The sequence below is a fragment of the Metapseudomonas otitidis genome, assembly GCF_900111835.1.
Lineage (GTDB): Bacteria > Pseudomonadota > Gammaproteobacteria > Pseudomonadales > Pseudomonadaceae > Metapseudomonas > Metapseudomonas otitidis.
Window position 1 is genome coordinate 24,659 of sequence record NZ_FOJP01000002.1, and the last position, 23,832, is coordinate 48,490.

A 23,832-nucleotide genomic window follows, 5' to 3' on the forward strand; every position below is an offset into this window, starting at 1 on the left:
TTCCATGTTGTCAGGGGTGCGATGCGACTTGCCGAGGGTTTGCAGCGTCGCATCGCCTGAAATGGAAGTCTGCGTGGTGCATTTGTGAAACGTGATATCCGTCTTACCGCTCTGCTCCTGGCCATCATCGTGGTCTCGCTCATCGCCCTGGTCGGCTGGAAGGTCTGGGCCTCGCGCGAGCGCACCCTGCATGAAGCCTACGTGCACAGCCTAAACCTGACCCAGGCGCTGGACACCTACGCCGAAGGCATCGTCCGGCAGAGTTCGACGCTGCTGCTGGGTTTCATGGAGCGTCTGGAGGCGGAGGGCACCGGGCCGGAGCAGATGAAGCGCCTGCATGCCCTGGCGGACCAGCAGCAGCTGCTGATGAGCCAGCTCAACGGCATCGTCATCTACGACGCGGCGGGCAACTGGCTGATGTCCTCCAATGGCGAGGTCCCGGCCAATGCCAACAGTGGTGACCGGGCCTTCTTCCGCTTCCACCGCGACAACCCGACCCGCGAGGTGCACATCGGCCCGCCGATCCGCAGCCGCGCCACCGGGGCCTGGGTGATCACCGTCAGCCGGCGCTTCGAGGACGCCCCCGGCCATTTCGCCGGCGTGGTGGCGGTCACGCTGGGGGTGGAGAACTTCCTCCGGCTGTTCGGCAAGATCGACGTGGGCACCGAGGGGGCCATCGCGCTCACCTTCACCAACGGGCAGATGCTGGTGCGCTACCCGTTCCGCGAGCAGGACATGACCCACGATTTCTCCGGGTCGCCCATCTACACCCAGTACCTGGTGGGGCACTCGGTGGGCACGGCGGCGCTCACGTCGAGCCTGGACGGGGTGGACCGCCTGTATGCCTTCCGCAAGAACGAACACCTGCCCCTGGTCACCACCGTGGCCGTCGGCAAGGGCGAGACCCTGCAGGCCTGGCGCACCGAAACGCAGTTCACCGTGGGTGTGGCTATGGCAATGCTGGGGGGCATCGGCATCGTTGGGCACCTGCTGATCCGCGACATCCGCCGGCGCATTCGCACCGAGCGGCTGCTCATGGCGACCCGCGAGGACCTGCTGCTGAGCAATGCCCGGCTGGAGGCCCTGGCCTCCCGCGACCCGCTCACCGGGCTGGCCAACCGGCGCGGCTTCGACATGACCCTCACCACCGAGGCCCGGCGTGCCTACCGGGAACGGACGCCGCTGTCGTTGCTGTTGCTGGACATCGATCACTTCAAGCGCTTCAACGACGCCTACGGGCACATCGCCGGGGACGAGTGCCTGAAGGCGGTGGGCGAGGCCCTGCAGGGGTGCGTGCGGCGCCCGAGCGACCAGGCCGCCCGCTACGGCGGGGAGGAAATGGCGGTGATCCTGCCCGGCACCGACCTGGCCGGCGCACAGGCCGTGGGCGAGGCGATCCTGCAGCGCCTGGCGGAGCTGGCGATTCCCCACAGTGCCAGCCCGCTGGGCCGGGTCAGCGCCAGCATCGGCGTGGCGACCCTGCAGGGTCCGGCGTTGCTGGGGGGCGAGCTGGCACTGGTGGAGGCGGCCGACCAGGCGCTGTACCGGGCCAAGGACGCTGGCCGCAACCGCGTGGAGCTGGCCGGGCCGGCCTAGCATCGGACCGCGTGTCAGAACCGCGCCTGCACGCCGAGCCGCCAGGTGCGCCCCGGGGCCGGCATGAAGCTCTGCGCCAGCGGGTCCAGGTAGTAGCGGTCGGTGAGGTTCTGCACCGACAGGTTCAGTTCGGCGTGCTCCAGCACCTTGTAGGTGAGGAACAGGTCGTACAGCGTCACGGCGCGGTAGTCGATCTGCGGCGTTGTGGCGCCGGTCTGCCAGGGCTTGTCCAGCTGTGCGGTGGGGCCGGAGGTGTGGGTCATGCGACCGCCCAGGGTCAGTGTCTCGTCGAAGAAGCGCAGGCCGGCCAGCAGGTTGGTGGAGAACCTGGGCGGGTTCTGGGTGTTGGTGTACGAGCCCATGTAGCTGCCCGGGGTGCAGTCCGGCGTGTCCTGGGTGCGCTGGTAGGGGCTGGCGGCGGCGCGCAGCTTGGCGGCGAAGGCGGCGTCGCAGGTTTCGGTCTTCAAATAGTAGGTGGCCGAGAGGTCGGCGAACACGCGCCCGGCGTCATAGTGCGACTGCAGTTCCAGGCCACGGGTGCTGAAGCGGTCGGTGTTGCTGAAGGTCATCTGCCCCCAGAGGCCCGGGCTCGGGTCGTAGTAGCGGGTGATGTAGTGGCGGATCTCGTTGTCGAAGAACGCCAGCTTGGCGGACGCGGTGTCGCCTGATGCCAGCAGGTCGCTGCGCAGGGCGCTCAGGCCCAGCTCCCAGCTGCGCGAGCGCTCGGGCTTGAGGTGCTTGCCCGGGGTGACCTGCTGGGTGCCCTGGCTGGTCTCGAACAGCGAGGGCTGGCGCAGGCCTTCGGTGTAGGTGAGGTAGGCGAAGGTGTCCGGCAGGAACTCGACGTTGATGCCGAAGGCCGGGGCGAAGCCGCCGCCGTGGCTGTCGCGCTGCGGGGCGTAGGCGTAGCCGGTGACGACGTTGCTGACCTCCTCGGGGGAGACCGTCACCTGGGTGGCGCCGAAGCTGTCGAAGGGCACGCCGTTGAACGGCTCGTTGCTGTTGCCGAAGACGATGCCGTTGTTCAGGCGCGGGTCGGTGGCGGCGGTGTACTGCCCGTTCTGGTCGGGGAACCACATCATGCTGCCCCAGCCCGTGGGGCTTTCCACCGTGATCCAGCGCATCGCGCGGTCCGCCCGGCGGGCCTCGGCGAGCACGGTGTTGTCGCGGGTGCGGTAGTGGCTGTAGCGGCCGCCGCCCCACAGGGTGACTTCCTCGATGGGCTGGTACTCCAGCTTGCCGTTGAAGCTGAACTCCTGGCGCGAGGCGTCCCGCAGCATGCGGTTGGCGTTGATGTCGTGCTGGGTGACGACCACGCTTTTCTGCGGCTTCAGGTCCTCCACCTGGAAGGCGCCACCCAGCTCCAGGGTGAAGTCGCCATGGTCGGTGCTGAAGCGCGACACGTTGCTCAGGTCGCCGCCGATGCGCCGGTCGTCCTGCCGGGTCCATGCGCGGTCGGTGCGGTATAGCTGGGAGGCGGGCGCCATCCAGGCGGCGCTGAGGGAGCTGGTCTGCGAGTCGGTCAGCCACAGGCCGGCGTTGAGGTCCAGCAGCGGGTTGTCGGCGGGCAGGTAGTGGTAGCGCGCGGTGTAGGTGTCGATTGCCACGTCGCTGGTGGGGTACTGGTAGATGCCGGCGGTGCCGAAACGGAAGATGTCCGAGGGCATGATCTCGCCCATGTGCCCGTCGAAGCGGCGGTAGCCCAGGTCCAGGGTCTGTTCGTCGTCCAGCCGCCAGGTGGTCTTGAGCAGGTAGGACTCGGTCTCTGCCGAGGAGTTGAGCACCTCTTCACCGGCGTTGTAGGTGCTGGCCACGCTGGGCTGCTCGTCGCCATCGCGGTCGAACAGGCGGTAGCGGTCCTGGCCGTGCTTGCCGGCGAAGTAGTTGCCCTGGTTGCGGTGGGCGTAGGCGGCCACCAGGTCCACCCGCTCGTGGTGGAAGGCGAAGGCCGCGCTGCCGGATTCGGCCGCCGAGTTGAACAGGTTGCCGCGCTGTGTGCGGGGGACGGCGCTGAGGTCCTCGGTCCGCGAGTGGGCGTCGCGGTCGGCGGGCTCGACGCCGTTGTTCCAGAGGTTGCCGGTCACGCGCAGGCCCACGTCCTGGCCGTCGACGAGGATGTCGTCGACGCCGAGGGTGGTCATCTCCACTGCGCCGCCGATGGCCCCGGAGCGCAGGCTGGGGCCCTTGTTCACGGTCACGCTGCTGAGCAGGTCCGGGTCGATGTAGCTGCGCTGCTGGGTGCCGCCGTAGCCGCGGTAGACATCCAGCGCCTGCTCCGAGCCGTCCACCCGCACCGCGATCCGGCTCTGCCCCTGGATGCCGCGGATGTTCACGTCCAGCGCGCCGCCGTTGCGGCTGTCGCCCACCTGCACGCCGGCCACGCCTTTGAGCATGTCGCCCACCGAGACGGTGCCGAAGCGGTCCAGGTCCTCCCGCGTCAGGTGCACGGAGGAACGTGGTGCGCGATAGGCCTCCTGCGGGTCGTCGAGCAGGGCGGTGGCGCCGACCATCGTCGGGTTCAGTTCGAGCCCGGCCTCGGGCGGCGTGCTCCGGGGCAGCAGGACATAGGTGCCGGCGGCTCCGGGCAGCAGGTCCAGCTCCGTGCCGGCCAGCAGGCGCCGTGCGGCGTCCGCCAGGCTGTAGCGCCCCTTGAGTGCGGGAGCGGTGCGGCCCCGCGTCAGGTCGGCATCGTAGGACAGCAGCAGCCCGGACTGGCTGGCGAACAGACCCAGCGCGGCACCCAGCGGCCCGCGCGGGATGTCGTAGTCGTGGGCGCTGTCCGGCCGGTCGTGGGGCGCGGTCGTCTCCGTGGCCTGCACGGCCGGGGCGGCGACACCGGCCAGCAGGCAGCCGATCAACGCCCAGCCGACGGCCAGGCTGATCGGGGAGAGGCGGATGGGCATGGGCGAAGCGGCGGGGTGCCGGTGGACTGCAGGCATGGTTCTCTCGCTCGTAGGGTGTGTGGCCCGCCACTCGCTGCGGGCTGTCACTCCCTCTGTCGCACGAGATTGGAAAAGGTATATGCGGATCGTTCTTGTTTTCATCCGTGCTTGTGGCGGCCCGGATTTTAGTGATAATTGTTTTCATTTGCGACCTGCCGTGCCGATCCCTCCGCGATGACTTCCCCCGAATCCCCGACCCTGCCCGCCGAGCGCTGCCCCGTGACCACGCTGTACACCGAGCACCACGGCTGGCTGCGCAACTGGCTGAGCTACCGGTTGCGCTCCTGGGGCCGGGGTGTCGCCGATGACCTGGCCCAGGACGTGTTCCTGCGGGTGCTGGTGAGCCGCGATGCCAGCCAGGGTGGGGCCATCCAGCAGCCCCGCGCCTACCTGACCCGCATCGCCCAGTGCGTGCTGGTCAGCTGGCGGCGGCGCCATTCCCTGGAGCAGGCCTGGCTGGAGGCGCTGTCGCAGCTGCCGGAGCCGGAGCACCCTTCGCCGGAGCAGCGGAGCGTCATCCTGGAAACGCTGCATGAGGTGGACGCGCTGCTCGACACCTTGCGGCCGCCCGTGCGCCAGGCGTTCCTCATGGCGACCCTGGACGGCATGAAGCAGAAGGCCATCGCCGAGGCCCTGAACATCGCCCTGCCCACCGTGAAGAAGTACATCCACCAGGGCTACCTGGTCTGCCTGAGCCGGATGCCCGATGCCTGACCTGCGCGCCCCTGGCGACCCCATCGCTGCCACCGTGCTGGAACAGGCCGCGTCCTGGCTGCTGCTGATGCAGGAGCGGCCGCTGACACCTGCCGAACAGGCCGAGCTGGTGCGCTGGCAGCACGCCGGTCCCGAGCACGCGCGCGCCTGGCAGCGTGCCCAGCGGCTGCTGGATTGCCTGGGCACGTTGCCGCCGGGGTTGGCCCGGCAGGCCCTGTCCCGCCCGCTTGGCAGCAGCCGCCGCACGGTGCTGCGCAGCCTGCTGCTGGCCACCTGCTCGGCGCCGCTGGGGTGGTGGCTGTGGCAGCGCAGCCGGGCGGGCGTCGACTACCTCACGGCCCGGGGTGAGCGCCGCGAGCTGTGGCTGGAGGACGGCACCCAGGTGGCGCTGAACAGCGACACGGCCCTGCAGGTGCGCTTCAGCGCCGACCAGCGCCTGCTGCACCTGCAGCGCGGCGAGTTGTACGTGACCACGGCGGTGGACCGGCAGGTGCCGCCCCGGCCGCTGCGGGTACGCACCGGGCAGGGGCTGATGCAGGCGCTGGGCACGCGCTTCAGCGTCCGCACCTTCCCGGACGCGACCCTGCTCGCCGTCTACCAGGGGGCGGTGAAGGTGACCCTCGACCACCCGGGTGCCGTGCCGCACGAGGCGGTTCTGCAGGCCGGGCAGCAGGTGCGCTTCAGTCGTGAGCGGTTCGGTGCCGTGGAGGCCGCGCGCGAGTCCACCCTGGCCTGGCGCAAGGGGCTGCTGGTGGCGGAGGACATGCCGCTGGCGCAATGGGCGCAGGAGCTGATGCGCTACAGCGACCGGCCCCTGGCCTGGTCACCCGCCGTGGCGAGCCTGCGGGTGTCCGGCACCTTCCCCGTCGACGACCTGCCCCTGGCGCTGGCCATGCTGGCGCAGAGCCACGGGGTACGGGTCGAAGCCGTTGGCGAGGGGATGCGCATCCAGCGCTGAGCGGCTGGATCAGCCGAAGCGTGTGAGGAGAATGTCCCGCTGAGCGCAGGCCTCCATGAAGGCGTCGCTGGCGAGGAAGGCGTATTCCCGTTCCCGGGCGTCTGCAATCGGGTCATCAGCGGCGCGCGGGCCGTGGCCGGGGTGGCACATCAGCAGGCCACGGTCGGGGCAGGCGTCCAGCCAGGCCTGCATGAGCCCCGGGAAGTCGGCCTCCGCTGTCAGGGCATAGAGGCCGGCGAACCAGGGCGGCGTGCGCAGCCCCTGGGCCTTGGCCCGCTGCTGGAAACCCCGGCAGGCGCTGGCCAGCACCCGCGCCTTGAGCCCGCTGTCGCCGGGGTGGGCGAGCCGGTCCGGCGCGCGCAGGTAGGGCGGTGCGATGGTTTCCCAGCGCTGTTCGATGGCCGCCAGCAGCGCCTCGCGGATCACCGGGAAGGCGTGCACGTGCTGGTGCCCGTCGATGAAGTCCGGCAGGCGGCCGAAGTGCTCGGCGAAGCGGTCGATCTGCGCCAGTGCCAGGTCCTGCAACCGTGCACGGGGCAAGGCGCGGAGCTGGCTCAGCAGCAGCCAGTAGGGCAGCGAACGGGTTCCGTGCTCGAACGGATGGGTCAGGTTGAAGTGCAGGCCGATGTCCGCCTGGCCGTCGAAGGCCTTGAGTGCTCGGGCGTGCTCGGGCCACAGCGGCGACTGGCTCATCACGCTGGTGGCCGACAGGCGCCCGGCGCCCAGCAGCGCGAGGATGGCGCCGCTGGTGGCGTCGGTCTGGGCGAAGTCGTCGGCGCACAGGGTCAGCCGGCGGGGTGGGCGGGCGTGGCTGTTCATCCGGCACTCCCCGGCAGGCGGAAGGCCCAGAGCTTGCCGAGCACGAAGGTCATCCCGGCCACCAGGACAAGTACCAGCAGCAGGGCCGGGCGGTAGCCGAGGGCCGTATGCTGCAGCAGCAGGGCGTAGAGCCCTTCGTTGACCGCGAAGCTCAGGCAGGCGACGGCGAAGAAGCGTGGCAGGGCCTGGCGATGGGGCACGCCGGTGGCGCGGAAGGTCTGCACCCGGTGCCCCCAGTAGCTGACCTGAAAGGCCAGCAGGAAGCCCAGCACGTTGGCCAGCAGCGGCGCCAGCCCCAGGGGCACCAGCACCCAGGCCACGCTGGCGAAGTGCACCAGCAGGGCACTGATGCCGACCACGCCGAACCAGAACAGCTCGCGGCTCAAGGGCGGGGCTCCCGGTCGCGGCTGCTGATGCGGCTGATCAGGTAGTTGGGGCGCTGCTTGACCTCGTCGAAGATGCGCCCAACGTATTCGCCGAGGATGCCGATGGACAGCAGCTGGACCCCGCCGAGGAAGCACACTGCCACGGCCAGGGTCGGCCAGCCCCGCAGCGGGTTACCGAACAGCAGGGTGTGGATCAGCTCCCAGAAGGCGTAGCCGATGGCGAGCAGGGAGATCGTGCAGCCCACCAGAGTCCAGATGCGCAGGGGCAGGTTGGAGAAGGCGGTGAGCCCGGTGATGCCCAGGTCCAGCAGGCGCCGGTAGTTGAAGCTGCTGTGGCCGGCGCGGCGTTCGTCCACGCGGGTGATCATCGGCCGCTGGGTGAAGCCGACCCAGTGGTACAGGCCCTTCATGAAGCGGTTGCGCTCGGGCATTTGGCGCAGGGCCTCCAGCACGCAGCGGTCGAGCACGCGGAAGTCCTGGGTGTCCGGCGGCATTTTGTGCCGGCAGCCGCTGTTGGTCAGGCGGTAGAAGGCGTGGGTGCACAGGCGCTTGATCCAGGGCTCGCCACGGCGGTGTTCGCGCACGCTGTAGACCATGTCGTAGCCCTGGCGCCATTGTTCGAGGAAGTCCGGGACGCGCTCCGGCGGGTGCTGGAAGTCGCAGTCGATCAGTACCGCCACGTCGCCCCGGGCCTGGTCGATGCCGGCACTCAGGGCGATCTCCTTGCCGAAGTTGCGCGACAGCTGGATCAGCGTCACGGGCAGCGCCTCCAGCTGGCCGAGTACCTGCTGCACGGTGTCGTCGCGGCTGCCGTCGTCCACCACCACCAGTTCGTGGCGGTAGCCGGCGGCGTCGAGCAGGGCATGCAGGGTCTGCAGCATCGGCACGATGTTGGCCGCCTCGTTGTAGGCCGGCAGGATGCAGCTGACCAGCGGATCGGCCGGCCGCTCCTGGGCACGCAGCGACAGCAGGTAGGGGGGCACCTGGTAATCAGTCATGGCGATGGTCCTCGGCGTCCGGGATGGGGGCGGCTTCGCCCAGCAGCAGGAAGGTGTTGCCGACGTTGCGCACCTGCGCCACGGGTTCGAAGCGGACGCGGATGTCCGCCGGCAGCTGGCGCAGGTCCTTGTCCTCGCAGACGATGAAGCTGCCGGGGCGGCCGCTCAGCCAGGCGCGCAGCTGCTCCGGGTCTGCGGTGGTGCGGGCGCGACCGTGGGAATAGAACTCGGCGGAGAAGGCGCGGCTGTCGCTCCAGTACACCAGCGCACTGGCCGGCGACGGATGCTGGGTACGCCAGGCGGCGATCACGTCCTTCTGGGTGCGCAGGTAGCGGTCCCCCTGGAAGTGGTTGACGGCCAGCACACCGGCCAGCAGCAGGGCGCCGATGGCGGCGATCAGGGGCAGGGCGCTGCCACTGTCGGGGTTGCGCCGGGCCCGCAGCCAGAGCTCGGCGAACAGCAGGGCGCAGCCCGGCAGCATGGGCATGGGGTAGGGGAAGATGATGTTGCCGGAGAGGGTGAAGAACAGCGGCGTCATCAGCGTCCAGAGCGCCAGGTAGAGCACCCAGCCGTCCTCGTCGCGCACCAGGCGTGGCAACTGGCGGCCGTGGCGGGCCAGCCAGGCCAGCATGACCAGCGACCAGGGCAGCAGGGCGGCGAAGGTGTAGGGCCAGATCATGCCGCGCGGGGTGGCATGGGCGAAGCCGTACTTGTCGCCCTTCCAGCCGGCATCGAGGAAGCGGTTGAGGTGCTCGCCGACGATGAAGTAGTTCAGGAAGCCCGGGGTGCGGTGTTCCGCCAGCAGGTACCAGGGCAGTGCGATGGCCAGCATCAGGGGGATGCCGTTGAGCCAGGGCAGGCGCTGCCAGAGGGCACGCCAGCGGTTGCCCAGCAGCACCCAGAAGAACACCGGCATGCCCACCAGCACGCCGGCGAGCGGGCCCTTGGCCAGCAGGCCGAGCCCCAGCCCAACGAACAGCAGGTAGCCCCAGGTCCGGCTGCCGAGGACCACGGCACGCCAGATGGCCACCAGGCTGAAGGTGACGCAGAACAGCAGGGCGGAATCGGTCATCACCGTGCCGGCGGTGCCGAGGAACAGCAGCCCGCTGCCGAGGATCAGCGCGCAGGCGAGGGCGGCGTCACGGCCGCTGCGCTGGCGGATCAGGCTGCATGCCAGCAGCAGGGTGGCCACGGCCAGCAGCAGCGAAGGCAGCCGTGCCGCCAGCTCCGTGGCGCCGAGCAGGTCCATGCTGCCGGCGGAGAGCCAGGTGGACAGCGGCGGTTTGGCCCAGAAGGGCACGCCGTAGTCGTGCCACAGGGTGACCCAGTCGCCGGTCTCCCACATCTTGCGGGCGATCTCGCCATAGCGGGCTTCGGTCTTGTCGGTGAGGGGGAGTGCCCAGGCGGCGATGAGACGCAGGAGCAGCAGGAGAAGAAGGACGGGGATCGCGAGTCGCTGCCAGCGCATGGTCGGAGAGGTCTGCATGAGGGTCGATACGCTCCCTGTGGTGCCGTTGGAGCCGCCCAGGCTCGGTGCAAAGCGTAAGTGAGGCTGGCTGTACGGCGGCTGTACGAATGATCAGAGTCCCCCGGTGACACGCGTCGGCCGGGGGGCACCGCAGGCTGGATCAGTCGGTGTAGGAGAGGGCGATCTGGGCCACGGCGTCGACCACGCGCTGGGCTTCGGAGCGGATTTCATTGATTACCGTGCCGGCCTGGTTGGCCAGCTCCACGCCACGCTGTGCGCGGCTCTGGGTGGTGGCCATGCCGGTCACTGCATCGTGCGCCAGGCTCTGGTTCTGCTGCACCACGGCCTTGATCTCCACCGTGGCCTGGCTGGTGCGGAAGGCCAGTTGGCGGACCTCGTCGGCCACCACCGCGAAGCCGCGCCCCTGGTCGCCGGCGCGAGCGGCCTCGATGGCGGCGTTGAGCGCCAGCAGGTTGGTCTGGTCGGCAATGGAGCGGATCACCTGGACGATGTTGGTGATCTGCTCCGACTGCTGGTTGAGGCCTTCGATCTGCCCGGCCACGGCGGCCAGGTCGTCGGCGATCTCGGTGACCACCTGGACCGTCTCGGCGACGGTGCGGGTGCCCCGGTCGGCGGTGATGTCGGTTTCCCGGGCGATGTCCTGGGCCAGCTGCGCGGCGGCGGCCTCGGTGTCGCGCCGCAGCATCTGCGGGGTGATGTCGGTGGCGAACTTGACCACGCCGTAGGGGCGCCCGGTGGAGTCGTACAGCGGGCTGTAGGTGGCGCGCAGCCAGATGGTGCTGCCGGAGCGGGTGAGCCGGCGGAAACGGTCGGAGATGTACTCGCCGTGGCGCAGGCGGTCCCAGAAGTGCTGGTAGTCGCTGCCGCTGGCTTCGTCCGGGCAGCAGAACAGGCTGTGGTGCTTGCCCTGCACCTCGTCGAGGCTGTAGCCCATCAGGCCGAGGAAGTTGGCGTTGGCGCCCACCACCCTGCCTTCGAGGTCGAACTCGATGGCCGCCATCGCGTGGTTGATGGCGTTTACGTAGCTCTCGTGGACGTGCTCGGCTTCCAGTTGGCGGGTGATGTCGGTGGCGACCTTGAGGATGCGGATGGTCTGGCCGGCTTCATCCAGCACCGGCATGTAGGTGGCCTCCAGCCATACCTGGCGACCGCTGCGGGTCAGGCGCATGAAGCGGTCGCTGAAGTGCTCGCCGGCCCGCAGGCGGCGCCAGAACTCCTCGTAGGCCGGGCTGCGCACCAGTTCCGGGGTGCAGAACAGGCTGTGATTGCGCCCCAGTACGTTGTCCAGCTGGTAGTCCACGACGCCCAGGAACGCGGCGTTGGCATCGAGGATGGTGCCGTCCGGGCTGAACTCGATCATCGCCATGGCGTTGCGGATGGCCCGCAGCTCGAGCTCTCCCAGCGATACGGGCGGCGCGGCCGGCTTCTTCCTGGCAAACCACATGGTCGGCTTCCTCTATCAGATTCGAAAGCCGCCCACGGTAGCGGAAGGCCATCGGTGCTTCCGGAGGGGCTGGCCGATGGAGGAGGGGGAATGCCTCGACGGTGCGCGTAGGACTGTTTCAGTCCCTGAAGAACACCTGCACCAGGTGATAGCCGAACTGGCTCTTCACCGGGCCGTGGATGGTGCGCACCGGCTTTTTGAAGATCACCTGGTCGATCACCCGCACCATCTGTCCGGGGCGCACTTCGCCCAGGTCGCCGCCGCGCTTGCCGGACGGGCAGATGGAGTGCTTCTTCGCCAGCACGGCGAAGTCCTCGCCCTTGGCCAGGCGCTGCTTGATCTGTTCGGCTTCCGCCTCGGTCTTGACCAGGATGTGGCGGGCAAGGGCCTTGGCCATGGGATTTCCTCTTGGTTTGTGGAGCCGTTCATTGTGCCAGCCACAGGCCGGGCCATACAGTTCGTCGCCTTCACGGCACATGCCGTGCCCACTGGCGAAATTCGCCTACCGTTACCTTGTCCCGCCCCACGGATACACGCCCCATGGATCTCCCTTCGATGCTGAAGGTCCTTGCCTCCCAGGATGGCTCGGACCTCTACCTGTCCACCGGCGCGCCGCCCTGCGCCAAGTTCAACGGCGTGCTCAAGCCGCTGAGCGCCGACCCGCTGAAGCCGGGGGATGTGGCGCGTATCGCCGAGTCGATCATGGACCCGGAGCAACGCGTCGAATTCAACCATGAGCTGGAGATGAACCTGGCGATCTCGGTGCCCAACGTGGGGCGCTTCCGCATCAACATCTTCAAGCAGCGCAACGAGGTCTCCATCGTTGCGCGCAACATCAAGCTGGACATCCCCCGCTTCGAGGACCTCAAGCTGCCCGAGGTGCTGCTCAAGGTAGTGATGGAGAAGCGCGGCCTGGTGCTCTTCGTCGGCGGCACCGGCTCCGGCAAGTCCACCTCCCTGGCGGCGCTGATCGACTACCGCAACCGCAACAGCGGCGGGCACATCATCACCATCGAGGACCCGGTGGAGTACGTGCACCGGCACAAGAAATCCATCATCAACCAGCGCGAGGTGGGGGTGGACACCCGCAGCTTCCACGCCGCCCTGAAGAACACCCTGCGCCAGGCGCCGGACGTGATCCTCATCGGCGAGATCCGCGACCGCGAAACCATGGAGCACGCCCTGGCCTTCGCCGACACCGGCCACCTGGCCATTTCCACCCTGCATGCGAACAACGCCAACCAGGCGCTGGACCGCATCATCAACTTCTTCCCCGAGGAGCGCCGGCCGCAGTTGCTCAACGACCTGGGCAACAACCTCAAGGCCTTCGTCTCCCAGCGCCTGGTGCGCACTTCCGACGGCAAGCGTCGCGCGGCGGTGGAGGTGCTGCTGGGCACTTCCACCATCAGCGACCTGATCAAGCGCGGTGACTTCAGCTCCATCAAGGAGATCATGGAGAAGTCCAAGGCCCTGGGCATGCAGACCTTCGACCAGGCGCTGTTCGACCTGGTGGTGGAAGGTGCCATCAGCGAGGACGAGGCGATCAAGAACGCCGACTCCGCCAACAACCTGCGCCTCAAGCTGAAGCTCTACCGCGACGGCCCGGCTCCCGCACCGACGCCCGCTCCCGCCGCCGCACCCACCCCGCCACCGGCCGCGACCCGTACCCAGGACGCAGCCAGCTGGGGGCTGGAGCTGAAGCTGGAGGAACTGCCCGAGGAAACGCCACCGGAAGATCCGGGCAAGCATTTCTGACACCTGCGCGCGGGCAGGGCGTTCCCGTTCACTGCCCCCCTGGCAGGTAGTGCTTCTGGATGCGCTGCACCCGGCCTTCGTCGCGCAGGGCCTGCATGGCGTGGGCGACGGCGTCGGTCAGCTGCGGGTCGCACTGGCGCGAGCAGGCGATGTAGAGGTCGGTGGTGGCCAGGGGCGGGCTCATGTGCAGCTTGCGGTCGGTGACCTGGGGCCAGATGTAGAGCCCTTCGGTCACGCCGGTGAACCAGGCGTCGATGCGCCCCATCAGCAACAGCTGGGCGGGCTTGTCGCCCAGCACCAGGTGGCGGATCTGTTCGTCTGCGAAGCCTTCGCGGTGGAGGATGTCGCTCTGGGCGGTGCCCAGCCCCACACCGATCTGCCGGTAGCGCTGGCGCGCTTCCTCGAAGCTCTTCACCGGCTCGTCGAGGCTGAAGAACACCCGGTCCAGCGCCATGACCGGGGCCACCCAGGTGTAATGGGCTTCGCGCTCGGGGGTACGGGAGAGGGGAATGATCAGCAGGTCGCGGCCGTCCATGACGGTTTTCTGCGCCCGGGCCCAGGGCTCGACGCGGATGCGCACCCGGTAGCCGGCGCGCTTGAGCGCGAGGAGCGCGGCGTCGCCGACGATGCCGTGGCCCTTGGCGTCCTGGACCAGGGTCAGCGGTGGTGCATCGGGCAGGTACAGGTCCACCTGGCGTGGTTGTGCCTGGAGGCCGAATGCGAGGCAGAGCAGGGCGATGATCCAGATCGCTTTGGCGGGCACGTGGCAGTCCAGTCCAAGGTGGTGCAGCGAGTATAGAAAAGCTCCGGGAGGGTGCAGGGTGACGGCGGTCATCTCTTCCCAGCGATCAGTTCACACCCAGGTGCAGCCGGGAGAACGCCACGATGGCTTCCGCCGAGGCCAGGGGGTGGGCCTGCAGCAGCGCATGGGGGCCGTCCAGGCGGACCAGGCTGAAGGCTCGGGTGCGCTGGGCCACTGCCCGTGCGGCCCGTGCCGGCACCAACCGGTCCTGCCGGGCCTGCAGGTACAGCAGCGGAACCTGCAGCTCGCCCAGGCGCGCACGCAGGTCCACCGTGGCGACCGCGCGCAGGCGCGAGGCAATGCAGGCCGGCGGTGCCAGGGACAGGCTGTGGCGCAGGGCCGCCAGGGTCGATGCGGGCGCGTTGCCACCCAGCAGGGCGAAGCGCAGCAGCCAACCCGGCACGGCGTCGAGGGGCATCCGGCGGATCAGCGGCTCAAGAAGCGCGATGCCCGGGCGCGGGCGATGGGCGAAGCTGCAGGCCAGCACCAGAGCCCTCAGGCCGGGTGGGCGGCGCAGGGCCAGCTTCAACGCGACGGGGCCGGAGAAGGACTCCCCGAGCAGGATGAAGGGCCGGTCTTTCGGCAGTTGCTGTTCTGCCCATTCGACGAGGCTGTCGTAGTCCTGGGGCGCCACCGTCGGGTAGCCGAGCACCTCGCAGTCCAGGCGCCCGTCGAGGGCCTGGAGCAGGGGCTCGAACAGCAGGCCGCTGCCGTCCAGGCCCGGCAGCAGGATCAGCAGTGGTGCGATGGCCTTAGCGTCCCTTGAAGGCGCCGGGGCGCCGTTCCAGCATGGCCTGCAGGCCTTCCTGGGCGTCCTCCGAGGCCAGCAGGCGCTGGGCGACTGCCGGCAGGGCACGGGCGGCGGCGAGTTCGCCCTCGTTCACCACCTGTCGTGCGGAGGCGAGGGTGGCGCGGATGCCCAGCGGCGCCTGTGCGGCTATCCGCTCGGCCAGCCAGAGGGCACGGGGCATCAGCTCTTCGCTGGCCAGCACCTCCTGCACCAGGCCCAGGCGCAAGGCTTCGTGGGCGTCGAATTCGTCGCCGGTGAGCAGCCAGCGCATGGCGTTGCCCCAGCCGGCCACCTGGGGCAGGCGCAGGGTGGCACCGGCGAAGGGAAAGATACCGCGCTGGACCTCCATCTGGGCGAAGCGGGTGTTGCTGGCGCAGAGGTTGATGTCGGCGGCGAGCATCAGTTCGATGCCGATGGTGAAGCAGTAGCCCTGCACGGCCACCAGCAGCGGCTTGCTCAGGCGCGGGCCGCCGAAGGTGCCCCAGGGGTCGACGGCGCCCTCGGGCAGTTGCCAACCGTTGCGGAAGGTCTCGGCCACGTTGGCCAGGTCGAGGCCGGCGGTGAAGTGCTCGCCGTGGGCGAACACCAGCGCGCAGCGCGCCTCGTCGTCCCGCTCGTAGTCCCCCAGGGCCAGCACCAGGTCGTTGAGCATCGCCTGGTCGAAGGCGTTGCGCTTGGCGGGGCGGTCGAGGCCGAGCAGCAGGATGTGGCCGCGCTGTTCGCGGGTCACGCGGCCGGTTTGGGCGTGGGACATGGAGGCGGTCCTCGGAGGGAAGGGGCGGGGGCTCGGAGGATATAGCCGCTGCGTGTGGCGTTGTCCATGCGACCAGAGCCGTCTGGCGCTTTGCGTGAGAAAAACGCTGCGCGCTTGTCAGTTTTTCCTGTATGATGCGCGCCGGCCCTAACTGGGCCCCGTTCAGGAACTGCATCTTTCGGGGCATTCGCCTTCAGCTGCACCGTCCGCATCGCGGACTACCCTAGACGTAACACTCCAACCAATAAGCAACTCGCAAATTCTCTCCCAGGCTGCCAGGGTGACCCACAAGGTCTTTCGGCATATGCAGCTTTGGGTTTGGGTCTTTGCGGATGCACATGAGGCATACCCATGACCCAGGATATCGGCGGATTCGCCGCGCTCGGCCTTCACCCCAATGTTCTCGCTGCTATCGCTGCAGTGGGCTACGAAGAGCCTTCCCCCATCCAGGCCCAGTCGATTCCGGTGATCCTCGCCGGGCACGACATGATCGGCCAGGCCCAGACCGGTACCGGCAAGACTGCAGCCTTCGCGCTGCCGATCCTTTCCCGTATCGATCCGGCCAAACGTGAGCCGCAGGCGCTGATCCTGGCACCGACCCGCGAGCTCGCACTGCAAGTCGCCACCGCTTTCGAAACCTACGCCAAGCAGATGCCCGGCCTGAACGTCGTGGCCGTCTACGGCGGCGCGCCCATGGGCCCGCAGCTCAAGGCCCTGCGCCAGGGCGCCCAGGTGATCGTGGCCACCCCCGGCCGCCTGTGCGACCACCTGCGCCGTGACGAGAAGATGCTCGCCACCGTGCAGCAGATGGTGCTGGACGAAGCGGACGAGATGCTCAAGCTCGGCTTCATGGAAGACCTCGAAGTGATCTTCGAGGCCCTGCCGGAAAGCCGTCAGAGCGTGCTGTTCTCCGCCACCCTGCCGCCGTCGATCCGTTCGATCGCCGAGCGTCACCTGAAAGAGCCGCAGCACGTCAAGATCGCTGCCAAGACCCAGACCGTGGCCCGCATCGAGCAGGCCCACCTGATGGTCCACGCCGACCAGAAGGTCGGTGCCGTGCTGCGCCTGCTGGAAGTCGAGGAGTTCGACGCACTGATCGCCTTCGTGCGCACCAAGCAGGCCACCCTGGACCTGGCCTCCGCCCTGGAAGCCAAGGGCTACAAGGCCGCTGCGCTGAACGGCGACATCGCCCAGAACCAGCGTGAGCGCGTGATCGAGTCCCTCAAGGACGGTCGCCTGGACATCGTCGTCGCCACCGACGTCGCCGCCCGCGGCATCGACGTACCGCGCATCACCCACGTGGTGAACGTGGACATGCCGTACGACCCCGAGTCCTACGTGCACCGTATCGGCCGTACCGGCCGTGCCGGTCGTGAAGGCCGTGCCCTGCTGCTGGTCACCCCGCGCGAGCGCCGCATGCTGCAGGTGATCGAGCGCGTGACCAACCAGAAGGTCGCCGAAGTCCGCCTACCCACCGCGCCCCAGGTACTGGATGCACGGATCCGGAAGCTGACCAACAGCCTGGCCCCCCTGGTGGCCGACGCCGAGGCCAGCCATGGCGAACTGCTCGACCGCCTGATCGCCGACATCGGTTGCAGCCCGCGTGCCCTGGCCGCTGCGCTGCTGCGCAAGGCCACCAACGGCCAGTCGCTGAACCTGGCGGATGTGGAGCGCGAGCAGCCGCTGGTGCCGGGTGCTCCCCAGCCCCGCGAGCGCCGTGAGCGTGACGGTGAGCGTGGCGAGCGCGGTGAATACCGCGAGCGTCGTGCGCCGCTGCCGGTCGGCGAAGGCCGCGTGCGTTGCCGCACCGCCCTGGGGACCCGCGACGGCATCGCCGCGAAGAACCTGCTGGGCGCCATCCTCAACGAGGGTGGCCTGGCGCGCGAAGCCATCGGTCGTATCCAGATCCGCGAGACCTTCAGCCTGATCGAGCTGCCCGAAGAGGGCCTGGATCGCCTGCTGGGCAAGCTGAAGGACACCCGCGTGGCGGGCAAGTCGCTGAAGCTGCGTCGCTACCGCGAAGACTGATCCGCACTGCTGCAACGCAACGGGGGGCCATTTGGCCCCCCGTTGCGTTTCTGCGTGTGCGAAAACCTCAGGCGCGCTGGTGCACCGAGCGGCCGGCGGCGAAGGTTTCCTTCACGGTGCGGTCGTCGCCGAGGATGGTCAGCGCGAACAGCTTCTCCGCCAGGCTGCGGGCCTGCTGCATGCGGTAGGCCATGAGCGGGGTGGCCTGGTAGTCGAGGACGACGAAGTCGGCGTCCTTGCCGACCTGGAAGTTGCCGATGTGGTCGTCCAGATACAGCGCGCGGGCGCCGCCCAGGGTGGCGAGGTAGAGGGATTTGAACGGGTCGAGCTTCTTGCCCTGCAGCTGCATGACCTTGTAGGCCTCGTTCAGCGACTGCAGCTGGGAGAAGCTGGTGCCGGCGCCGACGTCCGTGCCCAGGCCCACGCGCACGCCATGCTGCTCCAGCTTCTGCAGGTCGAACAGGCCGCTGCCGAGGAACAGGTTGGAGGTGGGGCAGAAGGCCACGGCAGAGCCGGTTTCGGCCAGGCGCTGGCACTCTTCGTCGCACAGGTGCACGCCGTGGGCGAACACCGAGCGCTCGCCGATCAGCCGGTAGTGGTCGTAGACGTCCAGGTAGCCCTTGCGCTCGGGGAACAGCGACTTGACCCATTCGATCTCCGCCTTGTTCTCGGAGAGGTGGGTGTGCATGTACAAACCGGGGTATTCGCCGTAGAGCTTGCCGGCCAGCTCCAGTTGCTCGGGGGTGCTGGTGGGGGCGAAGCGCGGGGTCACCGCGTAGTGCAGGCGGCCCTTGCCGTGCCAGCGCTCGATCAGCGCCTTGCTGTCGGCATAGCCGGATTCGGCGGTGTCGGTGAGGTAGTCCGGGGCGTTGCGGTCCATCAGCACCTTGCCGGCGATCATGCGCAGGTCCAGCGCCTGGGCGGCTTCGAAGAAGGCGTCCACGGAGGTGGCGTGCACGGTGCCGAACACCAGGGCGGTGGTGGTGCCGTTGCGCAGCAGCTCGCCGAGGAACAGGTCGGCCACTTCGCGGGCGTGGGCCGGGTCGGCGAAGGCGCGTTCGGTGGGGAAGGTGTAGGTGTTCAGCCAGTCCAGCAGCTGCTCGCCGTAGGAGGCGATCATGCCGGTCTGCGGGTAGTGGATGTGGGTGTCGATGAAGCCGGGGGTGATTAGCGCGTTGGGGTATTCGCGGATCTCCACGCCGTCGAGCTCGGGCAGCAGGTCGCGGGCGTGGCCGATGCGGGCGATGCGGCCATCCTCCACCAGCAGGATGCCGTCCTCGAAGTATTCATAGGAGGCCTCGACGCCCACCTCGGCGGGGTCGGCGATGCTGTGGAGGAGGGCGGAGCGGTAGGCGGTCAAGCGGGTCATGGCAGTCTCGTCGGTCAATGCGGTACTTGAGGGCCCGCGTTTCGCGCGGGCGTGGAAAAGCGGGCGCCGGGGTGGCCGCCCGCTTTCCGTTGTGTCGTCTGGTCAGGCCTGTTCGCGGCGGGAGCTGGGCACCAGCCGGGCGACCGTTTCTCCCTTCTTCACGTCCTGGCCATTGTCCTTCTGTCCGAAGGTGGCGTTGTAGGTGGCGATGATCTCACCGGCGATGGAGATGGCAATCTCCACCGGCAGCTTGCCCTTGACCTCGGCCAGCCCCATGGGACAGCGCATGCGCTGCACGGTTTCGCTGGCGAAGCCGCGCTCGCGCAGGCGGTGCTCGAACTTGACCCGCTTGGTGCGCGAGCCGATGAGGCCGAAGTAGGCGAAGTCGTTGCGCTTGAGGATGGCGGCGGTCAGCTCCAGGTCCAGCTGGTGGTTGTGGGTCATGACGATGAAGTAGCTGCCGGAGGGCAGGGCGTCGACTTCGTCGACCACCTCGTCGTTCACCACCTTCTCCACGCCGGTGGGAATCTGCTCGGGGAATTCGCTTTCCCGCGAGTCGATCCAGCGCACCTTGCACGGCAGGCTGGCGAGCAGTGGGGCCAGGGCGCGGCCGACGTGGCCGGCGCCGAACAGGGCGATCTGCGCCTGGGGCTGGTCCATCGGCTCGAACAGCAGCACGGTGGCGCCGCCGCAGCACTGGCCGAGGCTGGCACCCAGGCTGAAGCGCTCCAGACGGGTGTCGCGGCTGCCGCTTGCGAGCATCTCCCGGGCGATGGCCATGGCCTTGAACTCCAGGTGGCCGCCGCCGATGGTTTCGTAGATGCGCTCGGCGGTGACCACCATCTTCGAGCCGGCGTTGCGGGGCGTGGAGCCCCGCTCTTCGATGATGGTCACCAGCACGCTGGGTTCGCCGCGCTGCTGCAGCTCGGCAAGGGCGTTGATCCAGCTCATCGGCTTAGCCTCCAGTTGCGCAGCGGGCGGCGCGAGCGAGACAGGCGCCAGTCGTCACGCTCGCCGGGGCGAGGCGTGTCGGTGGCGGCTGCCGGCCGGGCCGGGGTGTCGTGCAGGGTCGGACGTGGGTTCATCGGTCGCCTCCCGGCTGCCCTCAGGCAGGCTCCACGTGGGCGTTGCTGGGGACCTCGGCCTTGCGTTGCAGCGCCTTCATCTGCTCGACGCCCCAGAGCACGCGCTCGGGGGTGGCCGGTGCATCGATCTGCGGGTGGGCCCTGTAGTCGGCGAGGCTGGCCACGGCGTCCTTGATGGCGCACCAGGCGGCGATGCCGAGCATGAAGGGCGGCTCGCCCACGGCCTTGGAGTGGAACACCGTCTGCTCGGGGTTCTTGCGGTTCTCCACCAGCTTCACCCGCAGGTCGATGGGCATGTCGGCGATGGCCGGGATCTTGTAGCTGGCCGGGCCGCTGGTCATCAGCTTGCCCTTGGCGTTCCACACCAGCTCCTCGGTGGTCAGCCAGCCCATGCCCTGGACGAAGGCGCCTTCCACCTGGCCGATGTCGATGGCCGGGTTCAGCGAGGCGCCGACATCGTGGAGGATGTCGGTGCGCAGCATCTTGTACTCGCCGGTGAGGGTGTCCACCAGCACTTCGCAGCAGGCCATGCCGTAGGCGAAGTAGTAGAAGGGGCGGCCGGCGGCCTTGTCGCGGTCGTAGTAGATCTTCGGCGTGCGGTAGAAGCCGGTGCTGGAGAGCGAGACCTGGTTGAAGTAGGCCAGCTGGATGACTTCTTCGAAGGCGAGGTACTGGTCGCGCACGCGCACCTGGCTGTTCTTGAACTCCACGTCCTCGGGGGTGACCTTGAAGTGCCCGACGAGGAAGTCCACCAGGCGCCCCTTGATGGTCTCGGCGGCGTTCTGCGCGGCCTTGCCGTTCAGGTCGGTGCCGCTGGAGGCGGCCGTCGGCGAGGTGTTGGGCACCTTGTCGGTGTTGGTGGCGGTGATCTGGATGCGCGAGATGTCCACCTGGAACACTTCGGCCACCACCTGGGCGACCTTGGTGTTGAGGCCCTGGCCCATCTCTGTGCCGCCGTGGTTCAGGTGGATGCTGCCGTCGGTGTAGACGTGGATCAGCGCGCCGGCCTGGTTGAGGAAGGTGGCGGTGAAGCTGATGCCGAACTTCACCGGCGTCATCGCCAGGCCTTTTTTCAGCACCGGGCTCTGGGCGTTGAAGGCGCGGATGGCGTCGCGGCGCTGGGCGTACTCGGCGCTGGCTTCCAGCTCGGCGGTCATTTCGGCGAGCAGGTTGTGCTCGACGGTCTGGTAGTAGTGGGTGACGTTGCGCTCGTCCTTGCCGTAGTAGTTGAGCTTGCGCACCGCCAGCGGGTCCTTGCCCAGGTGGTGGGCGATGACGTCCATGATCTCTTCGATGGCGACCATCCCCTGGGGGCCGCCGAAGCCGCGGTAGGCGGTGTTGGAGGCGGTGTTGGTCTTGCAGCGCAGGCCGTTGATGGTGGCGTGTTCGAGGAAGTAGGCGTTGTCCGAGTGGAACATCGCGCGGTCGACGATGGAGCCGGAGAGGTCCGGCGAGTAGCCGCAGTTGCCCGCCAGCTGCAGTTCGATGCCGGTGAGCAGGCCCTGGTCGTCGAAGCCGATGTCGTACTCGACGTAGAAGGGGTGGCGCTTGCCGGTGATGCTCATGTCCTCCATGCGCGGCAGGCGCATCTTGGTGGGCCGGCCGGTGAGGTGGGCGATCACCGCGCAGAGGCAGGCCGGGCCGGCGGCCTGGGTTTCCTTGCCGCCGAAGCCGCCGCCCATGCGGCGCATGTCGATGACGATCTTGTTCATCGGCACGCCCAGCACTTCGGCCACCAGCTTCTGCACTTCGGTGGGGTTCTGGGTGGAGGTGTAGACGATCATGCCGCCGTCTTCGCTGGGCATCACCGAGGAGATCTGGGTCTCCAGGTAGAAGTGCTCCTGCCCGCCGATGTGCAGGTGGCCCTGCAGGCGGTGTTTCGAAGCGGCCAGGGCGGTGGCGGAGTCGCCGCGCTTGTGCTGGTGCGGGTCGAGCACGTAGTGCTTCTTCCGGTAGGCATCGACCACGTCGAGCACGGGCTCCAGGTCTTCGTACTCGATGAGGGCGGCCATGGCGGCCTTGCGCGCGGTTTCCAGGCTGTCGGCAGCCACGGCGAGCACCACCTGGCCGACGTATTCCACCTTGCCGTCCGCCAGCAGCGGGTCACCGGCCACCACCGGGCCGATGTCCAGTTGCCCGGGCACGTCCTCGGCGGTGATGGCGATGGCCACGCCGGGGATTGCGTAGCAGGGGCGGGTGTCGATGCGAACGATGCGCGCGTGGGCGCGGTCGCTCATGCGGGCATAGACGTGCAGCTGGTTGGGGAACTCCAGGCGGTCGTCGACGTACACCGCTTCGCCGGTGACGTGCTTGGGCGCGCTCTCGTGCTTGACGCTCTTGCCGACGCCGGTGGCGATGTCGGCACGGAACAGCGCCGCCAGTTCTTCCTGGGTCTTGAAATGGTGCTTAGACATAGGCGGTCACCCGGGTTTCGACGGCTGGGGATTGCTGTTCGAGGAAGCACTTGCGCAGCAGGTTCTGGGCCGCCAGCAGGCGGTATTCCTTGCTGGCGCGGAAGTCGGTGAGGGGGCTGAAGTCCTGGGCCAGGGCTTCACAGGCGCGCTCGACGGTGCCCGGGTACCAGGCGGAGCCGACCAGGGCCTGCTCGCAGGCGCTGGCGCGCTTGGGGATGCCGGCCATGCCGCCGAAGGCGACGCGGGCGTTGCGCACCACGCCGTCCTCGATCACCAGGTTGAAGGCGGCGCAGACGGCAGAGATGTCGTCGTCCAGGCGCTTGGAGACCTTGTAGGCGCGGAACACCTGGTTCTTGCGGGCGCGGGGCACGCGCACCTTCTCGATGAACTCGGACTCCTGGCGGGCGGTGACCTTGTAGTCCAGGAAGTATTCGTCCAGCGGCAGGGTGCGGGTCTGGTTGCCCTTGCGCAGGACGATCTCGGCGCCGAGGGCGATCAGCAGCGGCGGCGCGTCGCCGATGGGCGAGGCGTTGCCGATATTGCCGCCCAGGGTGCCCTGGTTGCGGATCTGCAGGGAGGCGAAGCGGTGCAGCAGTTCGCCGAAATCCGGGTACTCGCGGGACAGGGTCTCGTAGCAGTCGGACAGCGGGGTGGCGGCGCCGATCTCGATGAAGTCGGCATCCGTCTCGATGCGCTTCATGGCGTCGATGTGGCCGACGTAGATCATCACCGGCAGCTCGCGGTGGAACTGGGTGACTTCCAGGGCCAGGTCGGTGCCGCCGGCCAGCAGGCGGGCCTGCGGGTTGGAAACGTAGAGCTCGGCCAGGTCGCCGATGGTCAGCGGCACAAGGCAGCGCTTGTCGCCGCTGTTCAGCTCGGCGGTGTCGCGCGGGGCAATCGCCTTGAGCTGGGCGAGGGTCTCGGCTTCGGCGGCGTCGAACTGGTCGGGCTGCGCCTGGCAGCAGGCCTGCTCGGCGGCATCGAGGATCGGGCGGTAGCCGGTGCAGCGGCACAGGTTGCCGGCCAGGGCTTCCAAGGTCTGTGCCTTGTCGTAGCCGGTGCTGCCGGAGGCGGCCCGGCTCTTCTGCAGGGCGAACAGCGACATGACGAAGCCGGGTGTGCAGAAGCCGCACTGGGAGCCATGGCAGTCCACCATGGCCTGCTGGACGCTGTGCAGCTGGCCCTTGTGCTTGAGGTCTTCGACGGTGATGAGCTGCTTGCCGTGCAGCGAGGAGACGAACGTCAGGCAGGCATTGAGGGTGCGGTAGCGGATGCGGTCGTCGACCACCTCGCCCACCACCACGGTGCAGGCGCCGCAATCACCGGAGGCGCAGCCCTCCTTGGTTCCTGTCTTGCCCAGGTGCTCACGCAAGTAGTTCAGCACCGTGACGTTGGGGTCGAGCGCATGTTCGGTGCGCAGCTCCCGGTTGAGTAGAAACTGGATCAAGGAAGACCTCCAGGCACTTTATTGTTGTTTACGTGGGCTCGT

General features: G+C 68.5%; 20 protein-coding genes. 5 read left to right on the forward strand and 15 right to left on the reverse strand.

The window, feature by feature from the left end:
* Window positions 1–84: 84 nt before the first annotated feature.
* On the forward strand, window positions 85–1,596 hold the full coding sequence (locus BM198_RS02720) for a GGDEF domain-containing protein (RefSeq protein ID WP_074967600.1): 1,512 nt from the start codon (window positions 85–87) through the stop codon (window positions 1,594–1,596).
* Window positions 1,597–1,610: 14 nt separating this feature from the next.
* On the opposite strand, the gene BM198_RS02725 is transcribed toward BM198_RS02720, so the two are convergent.
* Window positions 1,611–4,535, reverse strand: coding sequence for a TonB-dependent receptor (locus tag BM198_RS02725; RefSeq protein WP_083422306.1), 2,925 nt, complete (start codon window positions 4,533–4,535; stop codon window positions 1,611–1,613).
* 177 nt (window positions 4,536–4,712) lie between these two features.
* On the opposite strand from BM198_RS02725, the gene BM198_RS02730 reads away from it, so the two are divergent.
* A complete protein-coding gene (locus tag BM198_RS02730) occupies window positions 4,713–5,252 on the forward strand; it encodes a sigma-70 family RNA polymerase sigma factor (RefSeq protein ID WP_074967602.1) in 540 nt (179 codons plus the stop codon).
* The gene (locus BM198_RS02735) at window positions 5,245–6,210 is read left to right on the forward strand and encodes a FecR domain-containing protein (protein WP_074967603.1); all 966 of its coding nucleotides are present in this window, start codon (window positions 5,245–5,247) and stop codon (window positions 6,208–6,210) included. Before BM198_RS02730 ends, BM198_RS02735 begins: the two co-directional genes overlap by 8 nt.
* A 9-nt stretch (window positions 6,211–6,219) precedes the next feature.
* Here the strand turns inward: BM198_RS02735 and BM198_RS02740 are convergent, their stop codons facing one another.
* The 6 genes from BM198_RS02740 to BM198_RS02765 form a co-directional block, all read right to left on the reverse strand.
* Window positions 6,220–7,029 (reverse strand): ChbG/HpnK family deacetylase, encoded by an 810-nt coding sequence (locus BM198_RS02740; protein ID WP_074967605.1) that lies wholly within the window; start codon window positions 7,027–7,029, stop codon window positions 6,220–6,222.
* On the reverse strand, window positions 7,026–7,415 hold the full coding sequence (locus BM198_RS02745; protein ID WP_044409036.1) for a GtrA family protein: 390 nt from the start codon (window positions 7,413–7,415) through the stop codon (window positions 7,026–7,028). The genes BM198_RS02740 and BM198_RS02745 overlap by 4 nt, the downstream gene beginning before the upstream one ends.
* A complete protein-coding gene (locus BM198_RS02750; protein ID WP_074967607.1) occupies window positions 7,412–8,413 on the reverse strand; it encodes a glycosyltransferase family 2 protein in 1,002 nt (333 codons plus the stop codon). The genes BM198_RS02745 and BM198_RS02750 overlap by 4 nt, the downstream gene beginning before the upstream one ends.
* Window positions 8,406–9,899 carry an ArnT family glycosyltransferase gene (locus BM198_RS02755; RefSeq protein WP_074967609.1) on the reverse strand — a complete coding sequence of 498 codons (1,494 nt, stop codon included), beginning with the start codon at window positions 9,897–9,899 and terminating at the stop codon, window positions 8,406–8,408. Before BM198_RS02755 ends, BM198_RS02750 begins: the two co-directional genes overlap by 8 nt.
* Window positions 9,900–10,041: 142 nt before the next feature.
* Window positions 10,042–11,346 carry a methyl-accepting chemotaxis protein gene (locus BM198_RS30605; RefSeq protein ID WP_044409045.1) on the reverse strand — a complete coding sequence of 435 codons (1,305 nt, stop codon included), beginning with the start codon at window positions 11,344–11,346 and terminating at the stop codon, window positions 10,042–10,044.
* Between the two features lie 118 nt (window positions 11,347–11,464).
* Window positions 11,465–11,743, reverse strand: coding sequence for a peptidylprolyl isomerase (locus tag BM198_RS02765; protein WP_044409048.1), 279 nt, complete (start codon window positions 11,741–11,743; stop codon window positions 11,465–11,467).
* 143 nt (window positions 11,744–11,886) lie between these two features.
* Here BM198_RS02765 and BM198_RS02770 point away from each other — a divergent pair, with 143 nt between their 5' ends.
* Window positions 11,887–13,101, forward strand: a complete 1,215-nt coding sequence (locus BM198_RS02770) for a PilT/PilU family type 4a pilus ATPase (protein WP_174244726.1) — start codon at window positions 11,887–11,889, stop codon at window positions 13,099–13,101.
* Between the two features lie 28 nt (window positions 13,102–13,129).
* On the opposite strand, the gene BM198_RS02775 is transcribed toward BM198_RS02770, so the two are convergent.
* From BM198_RS02775 to BM198_RS02785, 3 genes are all read right to left on the reverse strand, one after another.
* On the reverse strand, window positions 13,130–13,864 hold the full coding sequence (locus BM198_RS02775) for a substrate-binding periplasmic protein (protein ID WP_244165664.1): 735 nt from the start codon (window positions 13,862–13,864) through the stop codon (window positions 13,130–13,132).
* A gap of 85 nt (window positions 13,865–13,949) precedes the next feature.
* Window positions 13,950–14,759: an alpha/beta fold hydrolase gene (locus tag BM198_RS02780; protein ID WP_083422308.1), complete on the reverse strand. Its 810-nt coding sequence runs from the start codon at window positions 14,757–14,759 to the stop codon at window positions 13,950–13,952.
* A complete protein-coding gene (locus BM198_RS02785) occupies window positions 14,656–15,447 on the reverse strand; it encodes a crotonase/enoyl-CoA hydratase family protein (RefSeq protein WP_074967613.1) in 792 nt (263 codons plus the stop codon). Before BM198_RS02785 ends, BM198_RS02780 begins: the two co-directional genes overlap by 104 nt.
* A 351-nt stretch (window positions 15,448–15,798) precedes the next feature.
* On the opposite strand from BM198_RS02785, the gene BM198_RS02790 reads away from it, so the two are divergent.
* Complete coding sequence (locus BM198_RS02790) at window positions 15,799–17,475, forward strand: DEAD/DEAH box helicase (RefSeq protein ID WP_044409057.1); 1,677 nt, start codon at window positions 15,799–15,801, stop codon at window positions 17,473–17,475.
* A 67-nt stretch (window positions 17,476–17,542) separates the two neighbouring features.
* On the opposite strand, the gene guaD is transcribed toward BM198_RS02790, so the two are convergent.
* The 5 genes from guaD to xdhA all read right to left on the reverse strand — a co-directional run bounded on the left by guaD (window position 17,543) and on the right by xdhA (window position 23,790).
* The gene (guaD, locus tag BM198_RS02795) at window positions 17,543–18,844 is read right to left on the reverse strand and encodes a guanine deaminase (RefSeq protein ID WP_074967615.1); all 1,302 of its coding nucleotides are present in this window, start codon (window positions 18,842–18,844) and stop codon (window positions 17,543–17,545) included.
* Between the two features lie 102 nt (window positions 18,845–18,946).
* The gene (xdhC, locus tag BM198_RS02800; protein WP_074967617.1) at window positions 18,947–19,795 is read right to left on the reverse strand and encodes a xanthine dehydrogenase accessory protein XdhC; all 849 of its coding nucleotides are present in this window, start codon (window positions 19,793–19,795) and stop codon (window positions 18,947–18,949) included.
* On the reverse strand, window positions 19,792–19,929 hold the full coding sequence (locus tag BM198_RS30075; protein ID WP_160158591.1) for a hypothetical protein: 138 nt from the start codon (window positions 19,927–19,929) through the stop codon (window positions 19,792–19,794). Before BM198_RS30075 ends, xdhC begins: the two co-directional genes overlap by 4 nt.
* A gap of 20 nt (window positions 19,930–19,949) precedes the next feature.
* Window positions 19,950–22,343, reverse strand: coding sequence for a xanthine dehydrogenase molybdopterin binding subunit (gene xdhB / locus BM198_RS02805; RefSeq protein WP_074967619.1), 2,394 nt, complete (start codon window positions 22,341–22,343; stop codon window positions 19,950–19,952).
* Window positions 22,336–23,790, reverse strand: coding sequence for a xanthine dehydrogenase small subunit (gene xdhA, locus BM198_RS02810; protein ID WP_074967621.1), 1,455 nt, complete (start codon window positions 23,788–23,790; stop codon window positions 22,336–22,338). Before xdhA ends, xdhB begins: the two co-directional genes overlap by 8 nt.
* Window positions 23,791–23,832 lie beyond the last annotated feature (42 nt).

Excerpts from the sequence above, each read along its gene's own strand:
- BM198_RS02725 (WP_083422306.1), bottom strand. The coding sequence starts at position 4,535 with ATGCCTGCAGTCCACCGGCACCCCGCCGCTTCGCCCATGCCCATCCGC.
- BM198_RS02730 (WP_074967602.1), top strand. The coding sequence starts at position 4,713 with ATGACTTCCCCCGAATCCCCGACCCTGCCCGCCGAGCGCTGCCCCGTG.
- BM198_RS02735 (WP_074967603.1), top strand. The coding sequence starts at position 5,245 with ATGCCTGACCTGCGCGCCCCTGGCGACCCCATCGCTGCCACCGTGCTG.
- BM198_RS02740 (WP_074967605.1), bottom strand. The coding sequence starts at position 7,029 with ATGAACAGCCACGCCCGCCCACCCCGCCGGCTGACCCTGTGCGCCGAC.
- BM198_RS02750 (WP_074967607.1), bottom strand. The coding sequence starts at position 8,413 with ATGACTGATTACCAGGTGCCCCCCTACCTGCTGTCGCTGCGTGCCCAG.
- BM198_RS02755 (WP_074967609.1), bottom strand. The coding sequence starts at position 9,899 with ATGCAGACCTCTCCGACCATGCGCTGGCAGCGACTCGCGATCCCCGTC.
- BM198_RS30605 (WP_044409045.1), bottom strand. The coding sequence starts at position 11,346 with ATGTGGTTTGCCAGGAAGAAGCCGGCCGCGCCGCCCGTATCGCTGGGA.
- BM198_RS02765 (WP_044409048.1), bottom strand. The coding sequence starts at position 11,743 with ATGGCCAAGGCCCTTGCCCGCCACATCCTGGTCAAGACCGAGGCGGAA.
- BM198_RS02770 (WP_174244726.1), top strand. The coding sequence starts at position 11,887 with ATGGATCTCCCTTCGATGCTGAAGGTCCTTGCCTCCCAGGATGGCTCG.
- BM198_RS02785 (WP_074967613.1), bottom strand. The coding sequence starts at position 15,447 with ATGTCCCACGCCCAAACCGGCCGCGTGACCCGCGAACAGCGCGGCCAC.
- BM198_RS02790 (WP_044409057.1), top strand. The coding sequence starts at position 15,799 with ATGACCCAGGATATCGGCGGATTCGCCGCGCTCGGCCTTCACCCCAAT.
- guaD (WP_074967615.1), bottom strand. The coding sequence starts at position 18,844 with ATGACCCGCTTGACCGCCTACCGCTCCGCCCTCCTCCACAGCATCGCC.
- xdhC (WP_074967617.1), bottom strand. The coding sequence starts at position 19,795 with ATGAGCTGGATCAACGCCCTTGCCGAGCTGCAGCAGCGCGGCGAACCC.
- BM198_RS30075 (WP_160158591.1), bottom strand. The coding sequence starts at position 19,929 with ATGAACCCACGTCCGACCCTGCACGACACCCCGGCCCGGCCGGCAGCC.
- xdhB (WP_074967619.1), bottom strand. The coding sequence starts at position 22,343 with ATGTCTAAGCACCATTTCAAGACCCAGGAAGAACTGGCGGCGCTGTTC.